Genomic DNA, 19,413 nt, shown 5'->3' with positions numbered 1-19,413 from the left:
TTATTCTCCGCTATGATCTGGAAACAAACAGTCGTCAATGGCGCAACACAGGGAATGAATCACCAATAAATGCACTTCCTGAATGCGCGGTGTTTTATTCGATGGTACCCGGATTTCTACATCATTGGGGCCCAGCAAGCCAGCCATCTCGCCACCGTCTTTACCAGTGAGAGCGATAATGGTCATATCACGATTCAGTGCCGCTTCCATTGCCATAATGACATTGCGCGAATTACCACTGGTGGAGATAGCCAGTAAAATATCACCACTTTGCCCCAGTGCCCGCACTTGTTTGGAAAAGATTTCATCGTAGCTATAGTCGTTGGCCACCGAAGTGATGGTGGCGCTGTCACAGGTCAGGGCAAGCGCCGGCAGGCTGGGTCTGTCTCTGTCGTAACGATTTAGCAGTTGTGAAGCAAAATGCTGGGCGTCACCGGCCGAGCCACCATTGCCGCAGCATAGGATCTTATTGCCGGCAATTAATGCCTGTACCATCATGTAGGTGGCCCGTTCAATCACGTCAGGAAGCATTTCGATGGCGGCAATTTTAGTTTGAATGCTTTCAGTGAAGTTGGCTTTAATACTTTCAATCATAGGTACTTAATCCATTGGATTTGCTGCCCGTCAATGGCGACCAGATCGATGCGGTGCGGCACGATGGCGGGGTTGAGTCTGTTAGCTTGCATATAATGTTGCAGGGCGGATTCGAATTTGCGTCTTTTGCGTTGGTCAAAATATTCACTGGCATTGCCGTGCGACGATTTTGAACGAAATTTCACTTCAATAAACACCCATTCCTGCTGGTCACGCATGATCAGATCAATCTCACCCGATTTGCAGCGATAGTTGGTTTGCACTAACGCCAGACCTTGCGCCGTCAGATAGCGGCAGGCCTTTTGTTCGGCGGCCTGACCACGCAGCCCGGAAAGTCTTTGCTTAATCCATTGCAAGGCGGATAACCTTCTCCTGCTCCACTCGTCCCAACGGCAGGCTGCGACGAAGTTGGTTAAATTCGTCCATGCTAAGGCTTCCCGTCAGCCCTGCCCTGGTCATATGTGGCACGCTGGCCATCTGCGCCAGATTCGGTAACAAGTTATAAGCGTCATATCCCATTGCGAACAGTCGGCTCTGGCCATCATTACGCTGAGGCCAAAGTTGTCGGCTGAGTTCTCTCAGTTGATTGTTTTCATCGCTTAACATCCAGGGCATATCGACAAATGTCAGATGCCGCAGGTCACGCAAGCTGTTACTACCCAGCTCCTGGCTAAAGCTGCGCGAGGAAGCATATACCGGTACCATCTGCGCAAAAGGGCTGATACTGGATTCAATAATAGGATTCAGTAATTCAGTCTGTGCTGCGCTGGCAAACACCACAATGACGTCGACGTCCCTACGGTTGCGGGCGAAGGCGTGCACTTCCTGTTTGACTAATTTTTCTACTGTGCCGATACGTTGTTTACTGTGATTGACATCCAGCAAGCTCTCCATTGCAGCGCGCATGGATTTATTGTCGGTAAAACTGACTTGTCTGGGTTCGGGTTGATTCAGGGCCTGCCACTTGGTCGTAAAGCTGCTGGTCATGCGCTCGAATACAGGGCGGTCTGCGTTTACCACTAACGGGGTTTTATAGCCTTTCTGGGCAAGGATACTGGCTAGTTGCTCTGCTTCGTCTTCTGGCGCCAGGGAATAAAAATAGCGATTTTGCTGGCTTGACGGTTGATCCAGACGATTTAAAGCCAATATCGGCAGTTGTGCTGGCAATTGCGGCAGGAACGCATCCAGATTTTCTTTGAGCAGAGGGCCAACTATAAAATCATACTGCAAATCCAGTGTGGCAAGGCTCTGATTGTCCAATGTCAGCGAATCAATAAAGTGCAATTCCGGCCGGGCACTTTGTGCCCCGGTAAAATAGGCTGCCAATATGCCATCCTTTAGTGCCTCGCCTTGATTGGCCAGGCGGCCAGACAAGGGCAGAATGATACCGATGCGCTTTGGCAAACCCGTTGAGAGTGCTAACAATGGTTGCAACTCTTCCGGCAGTTCCAGGCCATAACGGTTTTGCCAGTCCATTAATTGTGTGGCCAGGCTTTCCCCGCTTTGCATTCTGCTGATATCTGCCAGTTGCACCCAGGGATGCAAGGCAGTTTGCCTGGAAGTGCTGGTTCGAAGCACATCATCCGGTGTTTGCTGAATGAATTTCCAGATAGTTTTGTTCAATGCCTGTTGTCGATCCGGTTGCAGACTAGCCAAATCAGCCAGGTGCCCGGCGGCTGCATAATGCTCACCAAAATGCTCAGCCAGCTCTGCCGCCAGCTCAAGTCGTTTGGGGAGTATATGCAGATTTTGGCTAACCTGCTGAAGACTGGACCTGGCCAGTGACCAATGCCCTAAGTCGGTTAAGCAACGGGCTTGTAAAAAGTGGCCTTGATCCAGCAGGCCCTGCTCCTGCAGGGCAGGCAGCAAAGGCTTGAGCACTTTAAGCGCGCTGGTGCAGTCTTGTTCCTGTCTGAACGCCAGGGCGGCATTCAGCAGCAGGCTTTTCTGTTTATCGCCGACAGAGAGTCTTGCTTGTTGCAGATATTGCTGCGCATTTAAGATTATTGGCGCCTGTTGCGGCTGCGGACGGATGCTGGTGGAGTCAGTGCGGCTCACTTTGGGCGCTGAACTGCAGGCGCTCAAGGCGATGACAGCAATAGCATATGTAAGGGTTCTCATCCTGGACATCAGCATTCCTGCGCTTGGGGTTGGCGTTTCCCGGCAATTCTACCTCAGCTTTGCGGCAATTCACATGTATGCAAGGTAGAATAGCGCGATTCAAACTTTAATGAGCGAACTATGCAACAATCATCCATGCACAGCGGCTGTCTTTATATTGTCGCGACCCCCATTGGTAATTTGGAGGATATTAGTCAGCGCGCTTTAAGGGTACTGGCCGAAGTGGACCTGATTGCTGCAGAAGATACCCGCCATAGTCGTACTTTGCTGAGCCACTATCAGATTCAAACCCGATTGTTGTCGCTGCATGATCACAATGAAAAACAGCGTGCTGAGCAACTTTTAGAACGTCTGCAACAGGGACAGAGCCTAGCATTAATCAGTGATGCAGGCACACCGCTGATCAGCGATCCTGGTTATGCATTGGTTAGTTTGTGCCGCAGTGCCGGCTTTAAAGTGGTGCCTCTGCCAGGACCTTGCGCAGCCATTGCGGCCTTGTGTGCAGCAGGTTTGCCCACCGACCGCTTTAGCTTTGAGGGTTTTTTGCCGGTTAAGCAGGTTGCGCGCAGGGCGAGTCTGGCCAATCTGGTAGATGCCAGGGCGACCACGGTTTTTTATGAAGCGCCACGCAGAATAGAAGAAACCCTGGCCATGTTGGTGGATGAACTCGGTGCGGAGCGTCAGGTAGTACTGGCCAAGGAATTGACCAAAACCTTCGAAACCTTTTATGGCGGGTGCAGTGAAGATGTGCTGAGCTGGCTCCGTGAAGATCCCGTACATCAGAAAGGTGAATTTGTGCTGATGATCGCTCCTGCCCCTGACAACAACAGTGAAATACCGGCAGAGGCCATCGCATTGCTGAAATTACTGATGGCCGAGCTGCCATTAAAAAAAGCCGCAGCTTTGACCGCCAGTCACTATCAGCTTAAGAAAAACGAGTTGTATCAACTGGGTTTGTCGTTTGCTGATTAGTCCTAAGTTGAACACCAAGCATGGGCTCAATTGCGTTGGCTTTTAATCCTGCTTACCTTGTATTCGGGTTTCTCTGGCGTGTACATGGGAATGATGCCAGTGTTGCTGGCGCCAGCGGCGGTAAAACAGAACTGCGCGACCCGATTCGTCCACCACGGCAGAGATCAACAGGCCAATCAGGCCCAAATCCATCACAAAAGCCAGCAGATAGGCCAGCGGCAGTGCCACCAACCAGGTAAACAACAATCCCACCGCCGAGATATACCAACCGTCGCCGGTCGCCCGCAAGTTTAGTCCGGTCATAATATTGACCGTACGCCCGGGCTCAGATAACGCTGCCAGCAGAAACCACCAGAATGCTCCGGCCAGCAGCAGCTCATCCTGGGTGTAAAGACGCATAATGGGATGGTGCAAAGTCACCAGTAAAGCGGCGGTTAACCCGGTTCCCCATAAGGCAATCCGCAGGCTGCGGCGTAATTGTTGATCGGCTTGGTCCAGTTCACCTGCACCGACTTTCTGCGTAACCAGAATTTGTGTGGCGGTGGTCAGGGCCACCGAGATTATCAGGCCAAGCATAAAGGTATTGAACGTATAAACCTTGGCAGCCAGTGCCAGCGCCCCCAGTTTGGCTGCCATACTGTTAAGTACCACCATATTGATATCAAAAGATAAGGGCTCAATGGCACTGGGAGCGGCAATACGCACCAGGTTCTGACTGACATTGGCGACATTCTGTTTGAGCTGCAGGATGCTGACCCTTAGAGGCACATTAACAGTAATGGCCGCTACACTGACTAACACGCCCAGGCTGGATGCAATGACACTGGCCCAGGCCACGCCACTTATTCCGTAATCGGCTATACCAAATAGCTGGAAGACCACAATGGCGTTACCGGCCAGGTTGGCCACAAAGTACACCAGATTGGCGAGCAGATTCCAGCCTGGCAGGCCATGCATATTGAGAATGGAATGACAGACACCTTTAACTGCCCAGACGACAATCAGGGCAAAGGCCACCTGTAAATATTCTCTGGCATTCAGGCCGATATCGCCACTTAGCCCCATTATCGAGGTAATCCAAGGGGCAGTGAAATACAGTAACAGGGCAATCAAAATACCCAACTGCACTGACCAGAAGGCATAAATCCAGATTGTCGCTTTAGCTTTATCCAGCTTGCCTGCGCCCAGGCGCTGATTGGCAATACTGGCGCCGGCAAATACCGTCACCCAGATAATATTGCCACATAAGAACAGCACCGGCGCCAGCGCCCCTGCTGCAGACGCGGCGGCATCGCTGATAATAGCCAGGAATAAAGTGTCCATAAGGGGCACGCAAAACTGCAATGCCTGCTCCAGTAAGAGCGGCTTGCTTAAGCCCCATAACCCCTGTTGTTGTGCTCTGGTGTTCAATGTTCGCTTCCAAAAGCGGTTGCAACCTGGCAGTTGTGCAATATTATCTGCCCATTGCCAATGCCGGATGTATTAAGCCATGACAGTATCAGCACCACTTATACAAGCAACGGAAAAGTTTGCCCACTGGATGCAAACGTATGCATTGCCGTTGTGGCAACAACAAGGCATTGAATCAAGCTCTGGGGCCAGTACCGAATGCATGAATGCACTAGGCAAGGCCGAGTTTGCACAGGATCGGCGCACCCGGGTGCAGGCAAGACAAATGTTTACCTATGCGGCGGCTTATGAACTGGGCTGGTGTGCCCAGGGGCAGGGGATAGTGACGGCAATACAGCATTATCTGGATAACCATGCCACCCATCCGCAATACCCCGGTGCCTATGTATTTAAACTGGATGCGGCCCATCAGGTGGTGGACAACAGTCTGGACACCTATGACTGTGCGTTTTTTCTACTGGCCTGGTCCTATCAGTTTCGAGCCTTTGGCGATACTTGTGCCAAACTGCGTGCCGAGCGTTTGCTGGCAATGCTGGACAGCACATTCAAGACCACAACCGGCGGATGGTTGGAAGGCAGCCTGGGGGGGACGCGTCGGCAGAACCCGCATATGCATCTGTTTGAAGCGCTGTTGGCCTGGTACGAAGCCAGCGGTGAGGCAAAATGGCTGGCCAGAGCAGCAGAGATTTTCAGCTTATTTGAGCTTAAGTTCTTTTCGCACCAACACGGTGTGCTTTATGAATATTTTCACCAGGATTTAAGCCCTCTCAGCTTTGCGCAAGGGCAGGCTGTTGAACCAGGGCACCATATGGAATGGGTATGGTTACTGCGCCGTTATCAGATGTTTAGTGATGCACCGGTGAGCGCATACTGCGACACTTTATACCAGCGGGGAATACAGTTTGGTCAGGATCGCAATGGTCTGTTATTTGACGAAGTGAATCATCTTGGACAGGTAACGAAGGCCTCAAAACGCCTGTGGACGGTAACTGAGCTGATTAAGGCGCATTTGGCTGAGGCCAGAATTGGCCGGCCAGGGGCTGAGCTGGCAGCGGCAAAGGCCATCAATGCGTTGTTTGAGCATCACCTCAACTGCCCTGTGCCGGGACTGTATATCGAGCGTCTCGACGAACACAATCAGCCATTGGCTCAGTCTGCCCCCGCCACTTCAATGTATCATCTGATGATGGCATGCGTTGAGGCATTCAGCTACTGCCAGAATAAATGAAATGTATAGAAATAAAGGTTTGGTGATTTTCTGACTGCAAGTCTGGTTATTTCTGCCGTATCACCTCTGTGGGGCTTGTTTTAAATAGATAGTTGTTCTGGGTGAATGTTTTAAGCTTGGGTAACATAACTGATTTTTAACTGCTAGTGGTGGAAAAATAAGGCTTTTACACTGAATTCTATTTTTAGCCGGTTTTTTGTTAGACTAGGTCTTATTCACCTTCTAGACAGAAACCGCGAGGTCATCCTTTGCTAGCAGAAAATACTCAAAGCTCCACCAATAAAGAGCAGATGCAAAGCGGCTGGTTTAACCGCTTTCTTTCCACCGTTGAGTGGTTTGGTAACCTGTTGCCCCATCCCATCACGTTATTTGCCTGTTTTTCACTGTTTATCATTTTGTTAAGTGGTCTACTTGGTTATCTGGATGTCAGTGTTGCTGATCCTAGACCGCTGGGGGCTGCAGGCCGCGAGCCGGACGGTATGATTGAAGTCATTTCGTTGTTAAGCGCTGATGGTCTACAGCGCATTGTGACCGGGCTTGTGACCAACTTTACCGGTTTTGCGCCGCTGGGCACGGTATTAGTGGCTTTGCTGGGTGTGGCTGTGGCCGAGCATTCGGGCTTGTTATCGGCGGCAATGCGTGGACTGGTGTTAAAAGCGCCCGCCCGACTGGTAACTTTTACCGTGGTGTTTGCCGGTATCTTATCCAATACCGCATCTGAACTGGGCTATGTGGTATTGATCCCCATGGCGGCGATGATTTTCCATTCTTTAGGTCGTCACCCTCTGGCGGGATTGGCAGCGGCGTTTGCTGGTGTATCCGGCGGCTACAGTGCCAATTTGTTTCTGGGCACCATCGATCCCTTGCTGGCAGGTCTGACAACCGAAGCGGCGAGCATGATCGACCCAGACTATGTCGTCGGTCCGGAGGCCAATTACTTCTTTATGTTTGTCAGCGTGTTTATGATTGCCATTCTGGGCGCCGTCATTACCGAAAAAATTGTCGAGCCTCGGTTGGGCAAATTTAATCAGGCTAATGCAGAAGCGAACCTTGAGACCCCTAAGCTGCAAGCCCTGACCGCACAGGAAAAACGTGGATTGCGCAATGCCGGATTGGCGGTATTGGCGGTATCCTTGGTGATTGGCATGACGCTGGTCCCCCAGTTAGGTGGCATTCTGCTCAACCCTGAAACCGGTGGTATTCTAAAGTCGCCATTTTTGCATGGCATAGTGGTGTTTATATTTGTTGGTTTTGCTATTCCAGGGTTTGTCTATGGAAGAACGGTGGATAGCATGAAAAATGACAAAGACGTGATAAATGCCATGTCCAAAGGTATGAGTACCTTAGGGATGTATATTGTCCTGGTGTTTTTTGCCTCTCAGTTCGTAGCCTTTTTCAACTGGACCAATCTTGGCACCGTGCTGGCGGTGAAAGGCGCAGCGCTGTTGACTGCTATGGGGTTGGATGGGCCAGAGGTCTTTGTGTTCTTTATTTTGATGTGTGCGATAGTGAACTTGTCGCTTGGCAGCTCGTCCGCGCAATGGGCGGTGACCGCCCCGATCTTTGTGCCCATGCTGATGTTGGTAGGATTTGCCCCGGAGGTGATTCAAGCCGCTTATCGCATTGGTGATTCAGTAACTAATCTGATCACCCCTATGATGAGTTATTTTGGGCTTATTCTGGCGGTGGCCAGTCGTTACCAGAGAAATCTGGGAATAGGTACCTTAGTTGCTACCATGTTGCCTTATTCCATGATCTTTTTTGTCGGCTGGACAGTATTATTTTACCTATGGGTGTTTTTGCTGGGTATGCCGGTAGGACCGGGGGCGCCAACCTATTACGCACCCTGAATGTAGCATTTGAGGAATCAGCATGCAGTATCGCAACAGCGAAAGCTTTAATCATAGCCAGCCTGACAAAATAGGGGTATTGGTGACCAATCTCGGTACCCCTGACGCGCCAACCAAGCAAGCGCTGAAACGTTATCTGAAGGAGTTTTTGTCAGATCCCAGAGTGGTGGAAGCCCCGCGCTGGCTATGGTGGCTGATTCTGAATCTGGTGATCCTCAACATTCGTCCGGCGCGCAGTGCTCATGCCTACCAAACGGTGTGGACAGAACGGGGTTCGCCGCTGATGTTTCACACCCAAGACCAGGTTAATGCATTACGACAGTCTTTAGCGGCTGAATGGGGGGAGTCGTTGGTTGTGGAATTTGCCATGCGTTATGGCAATCCATCCATCGATTCCACCATTAACCGGATGCTGGACCAGGGGGTTAGAAAGCTACTGGTTCTTCCCTTATATCCGCAATACTGTGCCTCCACGACGGCGTCGACATTTGATGCTGTCAGTGCTTGTCTGCAAAAACGCCGATGGATGCCTGAAGTGCGTTTTATCGGTCAGTATCATGATCAAGAGACTTATATTCAGGCGTTAGCTGATTCCATTCAAACACATTGGCAAGCGCATGGGCGGGCAGAACGATTGTTGTTTTCCTATCACGGCATTCCTCAACGCTATCTGGATAACGGTGACCCTTACCATTGTCAGTGTCTGAAAACGTCAAGATTGGTTGCTGAAAAACTAGGATTGGACAAGATCCATTACCTGAGTGCTTTTCAGTCCCGGTTTGGCCGGGAAGAGTGGCTTAAACCCTATACCGATGAAACACTCAAAGCCTTAGCGGGCGAAGGGGTCAAGTCAGTGCAAGTTGTATGTCCTGGCTTTTCTGCCGATTGCCTGGAAACCATAGAAGAAATTGGGGTTGAAAACCGCGACTATTTTCTTGAGGCGGGCGGTGAGCGTTACGAATACATCCCTGCATTGAATGCCAGTGCAGAACATATTCAGGCCCTGACCAATGTCATCAGACAAAATTTGCAGGGCTGGCGGTTGAGCGATCAACAGGATCGCGCAAAGTTAGCGGAACAGCATTAAAGTCACGACGGTAGTACAGTGAAGAGAATCTGTGCTACTGTTTTGTGAGCCTCCGCCATCCTTTACAGTGGACGTATGAAGTGTGCATGGACTTTTCTCTTCCTTCTCAGCGGCCAGCTTTGGGCCACCCCCACGCTTGTTATCTACACACAGGATCTTGAACCTTATCATTTTATTCAGGATGGCCGCCCTGGAGGGATTAATTATCAGTTAATCAGCCAGGCTCTTGATGATGAAGGCATCCAGTACCGGATGGAAAAAATCAATTGGGCCAGAGCGGTTGTACTGGTGAATAAAACGCCGAATACGGCGCTGTTAACTCTGCCGCGCAATATTCACCGAGAGAATCAGTTTAAATGGGTGGGGCCTTTGGTTTCATCCCAGCCCTATTTTTACCGTCTCAGACAACGACAGGACATTGATGTTCGAACCCTCAATGATGCCATCAAGCTAAGAATTGCGGTGGTGCGAAATGGTGAATGGCATCAGCGTTTGCTGGCGTTAGGTATGCAGGAAGGAGAGTTACTCTACCCTGTTGCCCGCATCAGTGACACTTACAGTATGGTGTTTATGGGGCGGGTTGAATTGATACCGGGGTCGGATTTAACCATGCCCTACATGGCCAGGGATGCGGGCTATGATGCTGAGCAACTGGAGCCTGCTATGGCCTTACCAAGGCGATCGACCGGTAATCATCTTGCTTTGAATCCCGACGCCAGTGATGAGCTGGTGGAAAGACTGAACAAGCGGGTGGAATTGCTCAAAGCCGAAGGGCTAATTCAACAACTTAAACGCCAGTACGCCCTGTTGGTGGATTAAATATTGCCAGTTTCGCCTGGCATTCATCTTGCTGTGCATAGTCTGATTCTCAGCTAATCAGCCAGGCAGGACGCAAGATGCACATTAATACCAGTAATCAACCCCTTCCTATATCCTCTTCTGCTGGGGCCCAGGGGCAGACAACTGCCAGCGGGCGGCAAACAGACACCGCCGCACTGGATCCGCAGCAAGATCAGGTTTCCCTCAGTGATAAATCCAAACAACAGCGTTTTATGGATGACCTGATGGACGCTATGCTGGCCAATCGACTTGGTTTGGACAGAGAAAAAATTGAAGAACTGAAGGAAAAGATTGAGCAATTGGAAAGTGCAATCGAGTCGATGAAAAGTAAAGGCAGTCTCAGCCCCAAACAGCAGGAATCCCTGAACATGATGGAGGAAGAGCTAAAGGCGCTGAAAGACAAACTGGAAGAATTAATCCGCGAAGCGGCGGAGCGCGCGGCTAAGGAAGAAAGCCAAAACAAGGCTCAGGATCCGCGACTTACGCGTTACAAAGATATTCTTAACCTTACCAACATATAGTCTGGACGCTTTGATAAGCAACCGCATAAATTGAACTTTGCAGTTTCCATATCCAGGTCTACGCTTAAAACTCCTTAGGATTCAACACCTAAGTGGAGCAGTTTTAAGGCAGTTTGCGGTGCTGGCGTGGCTGATCTTATTGGTACCAGTTGGAAGGAGTCTGTATGCCTGATGCGCATGTTCTCACCAGACAATCAAATAACGGGAGATACCATGCTTGATATTCATTCAGGCAACAACAGGCTGTTGCTGGTCGGCACTGTCGTGCTGGCTTTTCTCCCCCCGGTCATTTGTCTTTGGTTAAGCGGTGCATCTTGGGCCCTGATGCTCAGTGGTACTTTGCTGGGCATGGCAGGCTTGCTGGCTTTTTGGTATTTATCTGCTGTGACAGTTGCAAAAGATCCATCTGTTGAGGAGCTGCCGATGCAAAATCCGGCAGAGTCAGAGCGCCAACTGTTGGCTAACTACCAGCAGACCCTGCTGGAATTGTTGCCCCTGTGGACCAGTCTGCAGGACCTGGTGAATCAGCAGGTGGAAAGCAATATCAATGATTTGGTGCAACGCTTCAGCCATATTCATGAACAGTTGCAAGTCTCGGTACAGACCTCCAGAAAGACCGCATCCGGTATGCAGGGCCAGCAAGGCCTGAGTCAGGTGATAGAGGAGGCGGACACTGAACTTGGCCAAATAGTGCACATACTGCAGCAAGCCATGGCCAATCGTCGTGAACTGCTAAAGGAAATTACCGAACTTGCTGCCATTACCGATGAGCTTAAAGCGATGGGGGCAGAGGTCGCCGGTATTGCTTCACAAACGAATTTGCTGGCCCTGAATGCCGCTATAGAGGCTGCCAGAGCAGGGGAGCAGGGGCGAGGTTTTGCTGTGGTGGCGGATGAGGTGAGAACCTTGTCAACCCGCTCTGGTGAGACGGGGGCCCGGATCACACAGCGAATTGACCAGGCCAATGAAACGCTGCAGAAAACCCTTTCCCGCACCACTAAGTTCGCAGAGCAAGACGAACAACAAATGGCTGATGCACAGGCCAGTATAGGTAACGTTTTGTCCAGCTTTAAGGAATCAGGCCAGGGAATAATTGAGTCGGCCAAAGTGCTGGAAGATGAAAGTCATCAGATTCAAAAAGATGTCGGTGACGTACTGGTGGGGTTGCAGTTTCAGGACAGAATCAGCCAAATCCTCGGGCATATCAAAGACGATATGCACAAGTTACAGCATACACTTGATCAGCATCAGCAGTTGCTACAAACCGGTGAGCTGGCCCCACCCATAGATATTCAGGCTTGGTTGAATGCACTGAGCAGCACTTATACCACGATGGAACAGGCGGCTGTTCATCGCGGGGGGAAGAGCAAAGGCAAACCGCAGGAAAATTCAGACGTCACTTTTTTTTAAGGAGCCGTTGTGGGCAAAACGATATTGATAGTCGATGACTCTGTCAGCATTCGCCAGGTAGTGGGTATTGCGTTAAAAAGTGCTGGCTTTGACGTCATTGAAGCAGTGGATGGACAGGATGCACTGGCTAAGCTGAGCGGGCAGAAAATTAACTTAGTCATTTCAGATGTGAATATGCCAAACATGGACGGTATTACCTTTGTCAGCGAGCTAAAGAAACTGCCAGCTTACCGCTTTACCCCTGTCATTATGCTGACAACCGAAGGTGCCGATGACAAAAAAGCCGCGGGTAAAGCCGCCGGTGCCAAGGCCTGGGTAGTGAAACCTTTTAAGGCTGAGCAAATGCTGGATGCAGTGAATAAACTTATTCTGCCCTGAGCGTTGTTATGGCGATTAATCTGTTTAACAAGGCGGACTTCACTGTTGTTGAGTGCGACGGTGAGCTGAGTATTTTCAATGTGCGTGAGGCCTTTTTGCAACTAAGCGAGCTGGCCGAACAGCCTCCCGAAAAGCTGATTCTGGATCTCTCCAGCCTGCTGGAATTTGACTCGGCCGGAATGCAGTTGTGTTGGTGGCTGAAAAGCCGTATGCCAGAGCATACTGAGTTTGTTCTGAGCATGGCCGACAATGATGTGGTGCAAAAGGTTTTTGCCCTTTATCAACTGGATGCTGACTTTCAGCCGCTGGCGGACAACCCTCAGGAGCCAGTCAATGGACATGCATGAAGCTCAACTGCTGTTCATCAATGAAGCAGAAGAACTGCTGGACGTGATGGAATCCTGTCTGCTCGAGGTTGAGGCCGGTGATGCCACAATAGACGCACATATCGATGCCATATTTCGTGCCGCTCACACCATTAAAGGATCAGCAGGACTGTTTGGCTTTGATGCCATCGTGGCCTTTACGCACAGCGTTGAAAGTGTTTTAGAGCAAGTTCGCGCAGACAAGCTGGAGTTTACCCCAGCCCTGGCCGAGCTGCTGCTGGATTGTCATCGTCATATGGTGCAGATGATCCAGTCCATTGCTGACCCTGAGTTGGCCTCAGACAAAAACCAGGGCACTAAACTACTGGCTGCTTTGGATGTGTACTTGCACCCACCCAAGTCAGATGAACCACTGACAGACACTAGCCAGGCCCCAATTCCTGATGACAGCGGGCATTGGTCTATACACATAGACTACGGACGGGAGGTTTTTCGCGACGGCATGGATCCCTGCTCGCAATTAAAATTTCTGCAAACGCTCGGGCAGGTAGATGACGTCAGGGTCACGGCGGATTTTTCAGATGGCGAGTTTGATCCCGAGTGCTGTTATTTGCGCCTACAAATGGCACTGATTAGTAGTGCCGATAAGCAGCAAATAGAGGAAGTGTTTGAATTTATTCAGGATAGCAGCAAAGTCACGATCAGCGCCCCCAAGGCCTTGGTGAACAAGGTGCAGGCCTGTGCCGAGGATGATGCTCGCTTAGGTGAAACGCTGGTCAACAGTGGGGCACTGACCAAACGTGAGCTTGAAATGGCACTGGCTGAGCAGCGTCGGGCCTTGCAGGAAAACCGGCAAGCCGAGGCATTGGGCAATATGCTGATTAAACAGGGGGCGGTGGATAAGAGCCTGGTGAGCGCAGCCCTGAGTAAACAGAAGAATCAGGAACACAAGCGCCCGATTGACCTGCAGTTTCTTAAGGTTGATGCCAGAAAACTGGATAATCTGATTGGTTTAATTGGTGAGTTAGTGACGGCCGGTGCTGCCAATGAGCTACTTATCGGCCAGTTGGCCCATGAAAAACTGCAGGAGTCCTTTGCCGGCATGACCCTGCTGGTTGAGCAAATCCGCGATGCAGCTCTTGGCCTGCGTATGGTGCAGATAGGTGAATCATTCGGCCGCCTGAAGCGAATTGTGCGCGATGTCAGTAAAGAACTGGGCAAAGATATTAACCTGGAGGTACTGGGAGCTGAAACCGAACTGGACAAGTCAATGGTGGAAAAGCTTTCCGACCCGCTTATGCACATTGTTCGTAACGCCATTGATCATGGTATCGAGCCCCAGGATGTGCGTATTTACAAAGGTAAACCGTCGCAAGGGCAGTTGTGTCTGAATGCTTATCATGAAGCCGGAGCTGTGGTGATTGAAATCACAGATGATGGGGCTGGACTGGATCCTGACAGGATCCGCGCCAAAGCCATTGAAAACGGTATCCTGGATACAGACAAGCAGCTCAGTAAGGAAGACATCTATAAGCTGATATTTGAACCAGGCTTTTCGACCGCATCAGCCATAACGAATTTATCCGGCCGCGGTGTTGGCATGGATGTGGTGAAGCGCAATATTGAGGAACTGCGTGGCCAGATCAGCATAGCCAGTGACATTAATCAGGGCACAAGGTTTCGCATTCGTTTACCGCTCACCCTGGCCATTATTGATGGCTTTGAAGTCACGGTAGGTGATGCTCATCTGGTGATCCCGGTCAATATGATTCAGGAGTGCCTGGCTTTTGATGCCGAAGCACTGGCTGTAGAGCGTGACTACCTGAATTTACGGGGTGAAGTCCTGCCCTTTGTGCGGGTGCGGGATATTCTGAAAATTCCGGGGCAGCGTTTGCAGCGCGAACATGTGGTGGTGGTGCAGTTTGGTGAGAATCGCGCCGGTTTGGTTGTGGAAACATTGCTAGGAGAACTGCAGGCGGTGATTAAGCCGTTAAACAAGATGTTTCGTGCCATTCGTGGCATAGGTGGGTCTACTGTGATGGGCAGCGGAGACATCGGCTTTATTCTTGATGTGCCGCAGTTAATTGAATTCACCATGCATAAAGAAAGCCGCCAATGCGCGCCCGCGTCAGACAAATCGGAGAAAGAAAAACATGAATGATGTTGTGTTGGATCCGTTGCATGCAAGCCAGCATCACCAATATCTGACGTTTGTACTTCGCGATGAGTGTTTTGCTGTTGGAATTGAGGCGGTTAAGGAAATTATTGAATACAGTGGCGTGACCGCCATTCCATTGATGCCGGATTTTGTCAAAGGGGTACTGAATCTGCGTGGTGAAGTGGTACCCGTGATCGATCTATCCCTGCGCTTTGGTAAAAGCGTGACACAGATTCAAAAACGCAGTTGCATCATCATTTTGGAAATTCCTTTTGAGCAGCATCATGTTGTGCTTGGCGTGGTGGTGGATGCGGTGAACGAAGTGCTGGACATTGAGCCGCACCAAATCGAAGCACCACCAACCTTTGGAGCCAAGATTCGTGCTCAGTTTATTAAGGGCGTAGCCAATATTGATGAACAATTTGTGATCTTGTTACATGCAGAGAAAGTGCTGTCGGTGGAAGAAATGGCCTCCATCATCGAAAACGTCATTGAACAATAAAAAGTGGGGTAATTATGTTTAGCAATATGAAAGTTGCCTTTCGACTGGCCTTGCTGGCCGGTGTCCTGATCCTGCTGATTGTGACGATAGGATTGATGGGCATCAGGGGCATGCAGTCTGAACACCAGGCGATGGAAACGGTATACAAAGACCGGGTGGTGCCGCTTAAAGATCTTAAACTTATCGCAGATATGTACGCTGTCAATATTGTCGATACCGCTCATAAGGTCAGAAATGGTGGCCTAAGTGCCGAGGCAGGACTGAAAAATATCCGCATGGCAGAGCAAACAGTGCGCCAGACCTGGCAGGCCTATCTTGCCACATCACTGGTGGCCGAAGAAACGGCATTGGTGAATGAGCTAAAGCCTTTGCTTATCAGCGCAGACAATGCGGTGAGTGAGCTGCTGACAATCCTGACCACCAATGACAAAGCAGCGCTTGACCGCTTTGTACTGGAGCGTCTGTATCAAAGCATTGAACCTGTGTCCGATCGCTTCTCAAAGTTGGTGGATGTGCAACTGATGGTGGCGGAAAAGGAATTCAATCTGTCGATGCAAAACTACCAGCGGACCCTGACCATTAATATTGTGTTGATTCTGGTGAGCCTGGTGGCCAGTGTTATACTGGGCATCGCCATTACCCGTAGCCTGGTCAAGCAGTTGGGAGGTGAGCCTCAATATGCCGAAGAGATTGTTTCGAAAGTCGCTGCCGGGGATTTGCGGGTAAAAATCCAACTGGCGAATGGTGACAACAACAGCATGTTGTATGCCATTAACCAGATGGTGGCGAAACTATCCGGTATTATCAGCCAGGTGCGGGCCGCAGCCGATAACCTGTCATCTGCCTCTGAGCAGATGAGTGCCACGGCCCAGTCCATTAGTCAGGCGGCGTCAGAACAAGCTTCCAGTGTAGAAGAAACCTCGGCAGCCATGGAAGAAATGAGTGCCTCGATTAATCAGAATAATGACAACTCTAAGATCACCGACGGCATTGCCAACAAAAGTGCCAGGGAAGCCATGGAAGGGGGGGAAGCGGTCAGGCAGACGGTGGTGGCCATGCGTCAGATTGCCGATAAGATCAGTATTATTGATGATATTGCCTACCAAACCAACTTACTGGCGCTGAATGCCGCCATCGAAGCAGGTAGAGCGGGCGAGCACGGACGGGGGTTTGCAGTGGTGGCTGCTGAAGTGCGCAAGCTGGCCGCCCGCAGCCAAACTGCCGCCAAGGAAATTGGGGAAGTGGCGGGAAGTTCCGTGGCCCTCGCGGAACAGGCTGGCAAATTGCTGGATGAAATTGTGCCTTCCATTCAAAAAACCGCTGAGCTGGTACAGGAAATTGCAGCGGCCAGCGCTGAACAAACCACGGGGGCAAATGAAATAAATGCCGCGATTAGCCAAATTACCCAGGCTACTCAGCAGAATGCGGCGGCGTCGGAAGAATTGTCTTCCACCTCGGAAGAGCTGACCAGTCAGGCGGTTGAATTACAAGAGATGATGGAGTTTTTCCAGGTAGACCATAACGCGACTGCCAGCAGGCGTTCATTAAGCCGTAAAGCCTTGCACACAAAACAAAATGTTGCGCCCAGAGTAAAGAGTAAAACGCAGGAAAAAGTTGCTGACGACGAGTTTGATTTCGAAAACTTCTGACCCAAGGTGTCCATTGATAGCCAATGATCTCAGTCAGCACGATTTCAGGCAGATAGCCAGGTGGTTGTACGAAAAAACTGGCATCTATATGAATGACAGCAAGCAACCTCTGGTCAACGGCCGTTTGCAGAAACGTCTGCGTGAACTGCAGCTGACCAACCTGAGTGCCTATCGCAAGCGCTTAATGGCCGATGAGAACGAACAGCAACTTGCGATCAATCTGCTCACCACCAATGAGACTTACTTCTTTCGCGAGCCTAAGCATTTTGATTTTATCAGCCATGAATTATTGCATGCCGAGCAAAAGCAGCGCGGGTGGCAGGTATGGAGTGCGGCAGCATCTAGTGGCGAGGAAGCTTACAGCATTGCTCTGCTGATGGCAGAGCGCTATGGATTAGCCTCGTCCTGGCAGATTGTCGGTACAGATATCAACACGCAGGTACTGAATACCGCCAGGCGGGGGATTTACCCCATCCAGGCAGCCGCACGAATCCCGCAGAATCTCCTGAAAAGCTTCTGTGTTAAGGGTAAGGGCAAAGACGAAGGCTGGTTTATGTTCAAGCCTGCGTTAAGAGACCATGTGACGTTCACTAGGTACAACCTGATAAATGGCCCTGGACTAGGGCAAAGCTTTGATCTGATTCTTCTACGTAACGTTTTGATTTATTTTGAATTAGCCGACAAACAGCGAATTGTACAAAATGTACTGAGCAACTTGCGACCCGGCGGATGGTTGCTGGTTGGACATTCTGAGAGCATCAATGGTTATGATCCCCGCCTGCAGACAGTGAGGACCGGTTGCTATCGGTTTATGCCATGATTTATCTGGCGCCAGGCGGTTATGCAACAGGTCGGCGACTATCCCGTCAGTACAGCACTATTTTAGGTTCTTGTGTCAGTCTGGTGCTGTGGCATCCAGCCACAGGCTTTTTTGCGATCTGCCACTATCTGATGGTGCATGCCAAGGCTGGCGCGATAAGTCCTTTGTCCATGGGCAAATATGCCGAACTTATCCTGCCGCATTTTCAGCGTCAGGTACAAAAGGCCGGGCTGGTGGCGGGCGATGTGCAGGCCAGTCTGTATGGTGGCGCGGGAAATGCCAGAACACGGGGATTGGCCAGGCACTTTCAGGTGGCAAGATGCAACGTGGACTATGCTGACGCATTTGTTCAGCAGCAGGGGTGGCAGTTGTTTAACCGGGATGTCGGTGGCGAGCAGGGACGAAAACTATTGTTTGATAGCCACACGGGGGAATGTGAAGTTTTCAGGCTTAGCGAGAGTTCATTGCCATGAGTCATGCAGAGAAAAAAATTCGTGTATTGATCGTGGATGACTCTGCTGTGGTTAGGCAAATGTTGGCTGCAATAGTGACTGAACAAGCTGATATGGAAGTGATTGGTACAGCCGCAGATCCTTATTTTGCGGTGGAGAAAATGCGCGGAAACTGGCCGGATGTTATTACCCTGGATGTGGAAATGCCGCGAATGGATGGCATCACGTTCTTGCGAAAAATTATGGGGTCCAGGCCCACACCCGTGGTTATTTGTTCTTCCCTTACCGAACAGGGTGCAGAGACCACCATGGAAGCGCTGTCGGCCGGTGCCGTGGCAATCTTTACTAAGCCACAGTTGGGTGTGAAAGGCTTTTTGCAAAGTAGCAAGCAACAGTTGGTTGAAGCTATTCGCTCGGCGGCAACCTCCCGGGTCGGCAATATCCGTCCGCTTTCTGCAGGGCATAGAACCCAGTTGCAAAATCAGCAGGAAAGACCAGCCTCTGCGGCGCTCAGTAAAACCACTGATAAGGTTATAGCTATTGGCACCTCTACTGGTGGGACTATTGCATTAGAGCGAATTCTCAGTCCCCTTCCGGCTGATGTGGCGGGCCTGGTGATTGTTCAGCATATGCCTGAAAAATTCACCGCTGCCTTCGCTCAGCGTCTGAATGGTTTGTGCCAGATTGACGTGCGTGAAGCCTGTGACGGTGACCGGGTCAGGCCTGGTCTGGCTCTGATTGCACCAGGTGGTCGGCATATGACGTTAAGCCGCAGTGGTGCGTTTTATCATGTTCAGGTTCGGGCCGGGCCTGTGGTAAATCGTCATTGTCCGTCTGTGGATGTCTTGTTTCGCTCTGTGGCGCGCAACGCAGGACGCAATGCTTGCGGCATTATTCTGACCGGTATGGGTGACGATGGTGCCAGGGGCTTGTTAGCCATGCGAGAGGCCGGGGCCATTACTTATGCACAAGGTGAGGCAAGCTGCGTTGTGTTTGGCATGCCCAAAGAGGCGATTAAACATGGTGGTGCAGAGCAGGTCGTCGAACTGGATGATGTGCCGGATGTACTGATTCGGCAGAGTCGAACGCATTAGG

19 protein-coding genes are annotated in these 19,413 nt (G+C 50.7%); 15 read left to right on the top strand and 4 right to left on the bottom strand.

Annotated features, from left to right (window positions below; all coding sequences use genetic code 11):
• The 3 genes from CSR04_RS15400 to CSR04_RS15390 are packed head-to-tail and all read right to left on the bottom strand — an operon-like array spanning position 1 to position 2,724.
• On the bottom strand, positions 1 to 594 hold the full coding sequence (locus CSR04_RS15400) for a phosphoheptose isomerase (RefSeq protein WP_102797197.1): 594 nt from the start codon (positions 592 to 594) through the stop codon (positions 1 to 3).
• Positions 591 to 950 (bottom strand): YraN family protein, encoded by a 360-nt coding sequence (locus CSR04_RS15395; protein WP_102797196.1) that lies wholly within the window; start codon positions 948 to 950, stop codon positions 591 to 593. The genes CSR04_RS15400 and CSR04_RS15395 overlap by 4 nt, the downstream gene beginning before the upstream one ends.
• Positions 937 to 2,724: a penicillin-binding protein activator gene (locus tag CSR04_RS15390; protein ID WP_172449385.1), complete on the bottom strand. Its 1,788-nt coding sequence runs from the start codon at positions 2,722 to 2,724 to the stop codon at positions 937 to 939. The genes CSR04_RS15395 and CSR04_RS15390 overlap by 14 nt, the downstream gene beginning before the upstream one ends.
• Before the next feature lie 111 nt (positions 2,725 to 2,835).
• Here CSR04_RS15390 and rsmI point away from each other — a divergent pair, with 111 nt between their 5' ends.
• Entirely contained in the window at positions 2,836 to 3,687 is an 852-nt protein-coding gene (gene rsmI / locus CSR04_RS15385; RefSeq protein ID WP_245921662.1) for a 16S rRNA (cytidine(1402)-2'-O)-methyltransferase, read from the top strand.
• A 42-nt stretch (positions 3,688 to 3,729) separates the two neighbouring features.
• Here rsmI and CSR04_RS15380 read toward each other — a convergent pair whose 3' ends face one another.
• Positions 3,730 to 5,097: an MATE family efflux transporter gene (locus tag CSR04_RS15380; protein ID WP_102797193.1), complete on the bottom strand. Its 1,368-nt coding sequence runs from the start codon at positions 5,095 to 5,097 to the stop codon at positions 3,730 to 3,732.
• A 79-nt stretch (positions 5,098 to 5,176) separates the two neighbouring features.
• On the opposite strand from CSR04_RS15380, the gene CSR04_RS15375 reads away from it, so the two are divergent.
• From CSR04_RS15375 to CSR04_RS15310, 14 genes are all read left to right on the top strand, one after another.
• Positions 5,177 to 6,325: an AGE family epimerase/isomerase gene (locus CSR04_RS15375; protein WP_102797192.1), complete on the top strand. Its 1,149-nt coding sequence runs from the start codon at positions 5,177 to 5,179 to the stop codon at positions 6,323 to 6,325.
• Between the two features lie 290 nt (positions 6,326 to 6,615).
• Positions 6,616 to 8,175 carry an AbgT family transporter gene (locus CSR04_RS15370; protein WP_102797191.1) on the top strand — a complete coding sequence of 520 codons (1,560 nt, stop codon included), beginning with the start codon at positions 6,616 to 6,618 and terminating at the stop codon, positions 8,173 to 8,175.
• Positions 8,176 to 8,197: 22 nt separating this feature from the next.
• Complete coding sequence (gene hemH, locus CSR04_RS15365; protein WP_102797190.1) at positions 8,198 to 9,262, top strand: ferrochelatase; 1,065 nt, start codon at positions 8,198 to 8,200, stop codon at positions 9,260 to 9,262.
• A 75-nt stretch (positions 9,263 to 9,337) separates the two neighbouring features.
• Positions 9,338 to 10,081, top strand: a complete 744-nt coding sequence (locus tag CSR04_RS15360; protein WP_102797189.1) for a substrate-binding periplasmic protein — start codon at positions 9,338 to 9,340, stop codon at positions 10,079 to 10,081.
• A 77-nt stretch (positions 10,082 to 10,158) separates the two neighbouring features.
• Positions 10,159 to 10,623, top strand: coding sequence for a flagellar biosynthesis anti-sigma factor FlgM (locus tag CSR04_RS15355; RefSeq protein WP_102797188.1), 465 nt, complete (start codon positions 10,159 to 10,161; stop codon positions 10,621 to 10,623).
• A gap of 213 nt (positions 10,624 to 10,836) precedes the next feature.
• Positions 10,837 to 12,033, top strand: coding sequence for a methyl-accepting chemotaxis protein (locus tag CSR04_RS25475; protein ID WP_146027183.1), 1,197 nt, complete (start codon positions 10,837 to 10,839; stop codon positions 12,031 to 12,033).
• A 9-nt stretch (positions 12,034 to 12,042) separates the two neighbouring features.
• Complete coding sequence (locus tag CSR04_RS15345; RefSeq protein WP_102797187.1) at positions 12,043 to 12,411, top strand: response regulator; 369 nt, start codon at positions 12,043 to 12,045, stop codon at positions 12,409 to 12,411.
• Positions 12,412 to 12,419: 8 nt separating this feature from the next.
• Entirely contained in the window at positions 12,420 to 12,758 is a 339-nt protein-coding gene (locus CSR04_RS15340) for an STAS domain-containing protein (RefSeq protein ID WP_102797186.1), read from the top strand.
• The gene (locus CSR04_RS15335) at positions 12,745 to 14,898 is read left to right on the top strand and encodes a chemotaxis protein CheA (protein ID WP_102797185.1); all 2,154 of its coding nucleotides are present in this window, start codon (positions 12,745 to 12,747) and stop codon (positions 14,896 to 14,898) included. The genes CSR04_RS15340 and CSR04_RS15335 overlap by 14 nt, the downstream gene beginning before the upstream one ends.
• Positions 14,891 to 15,397, top strand: coding sequence for a chemotaxis protein CheW (locus CSR04_RS15330; protein WP_102797184.1), 507 nt, complete (start codon positions 14,891 to 14,893; stop codon positions 15,395 to 15,397). Before CSR04_RS15335 ends, CSR04_RS15330 begins: the two co-directional genes overlap by 8 nt.
• 14 nt (positions 15,398 to 15,411) lie before the next feature.
• Entirely contained in the window at positions 15,412 to 17,046 is a 1,635-nt protein-coding gene (locus CSR04_RS15325; RefSeq protein WP_102797183.1) for a methyl-accepting chemotaxis protein, read from the top strand.
• Complete coding sequence (locus CSR04_RS15320; RefSeq protein WP_342751402.1) at positions 17,012 to 17,866, top strand: CheR family methyltransferase; 855 nt, start codon at positions 17,012 to 17,014, stop codon at positions 17,864 to 17,866. Before CSR04_RS15325 ends, CSR04_RS15320 begins: the two co-directional genes overlap by 35 nt.
• Positions 17,863 to 18,339: a chemotaxis protein CheD gene (locus tag CSR04_RS15315; RefSeq protein WP_102797182.1), complete on the top strand. Its 477-nt coding sequence runs from the start codon at positions 17,863 to 17,865 to the stop codon at positions 18,337 to 18,339. The genes CSR04_RS15320 and CSR04_RS15315 overlap by 4 nt, the downstream gene beginning before the upstream one ends.
• A complete protein-coding gene (locus tag CSR04_RS15310; protein ID WP_102797181.1) occupies positions 18,336 to 19,412 on the top strand; it encodes a protein-glutamate methylesterase/protein-glutamine glutaminase in 1,077 nt (358 codons plus the stop codon). The genes CSR04_RS15315 and CSR04_RS15310 overlap by 4 nt, the downstream gene beginning before the upstream one ends.
• Position 19,413 lies beyond the last annotated feature (1 nt).

Origin of the sequence: Bowmanella denitrificans (assembly GCF_002887595.1) — a bacterium.
GTDB classification, from domain to species: domain Bacteria; phylum Pseudomonadota; class Gammaproteobacteria; order Enterobacterales; family Alteromonadaceae; genus Bowmanella; species Bowmanella denitrificans.
This window is presented reverse-complemented; position numbering and strand designations above follow the sequence as displayed.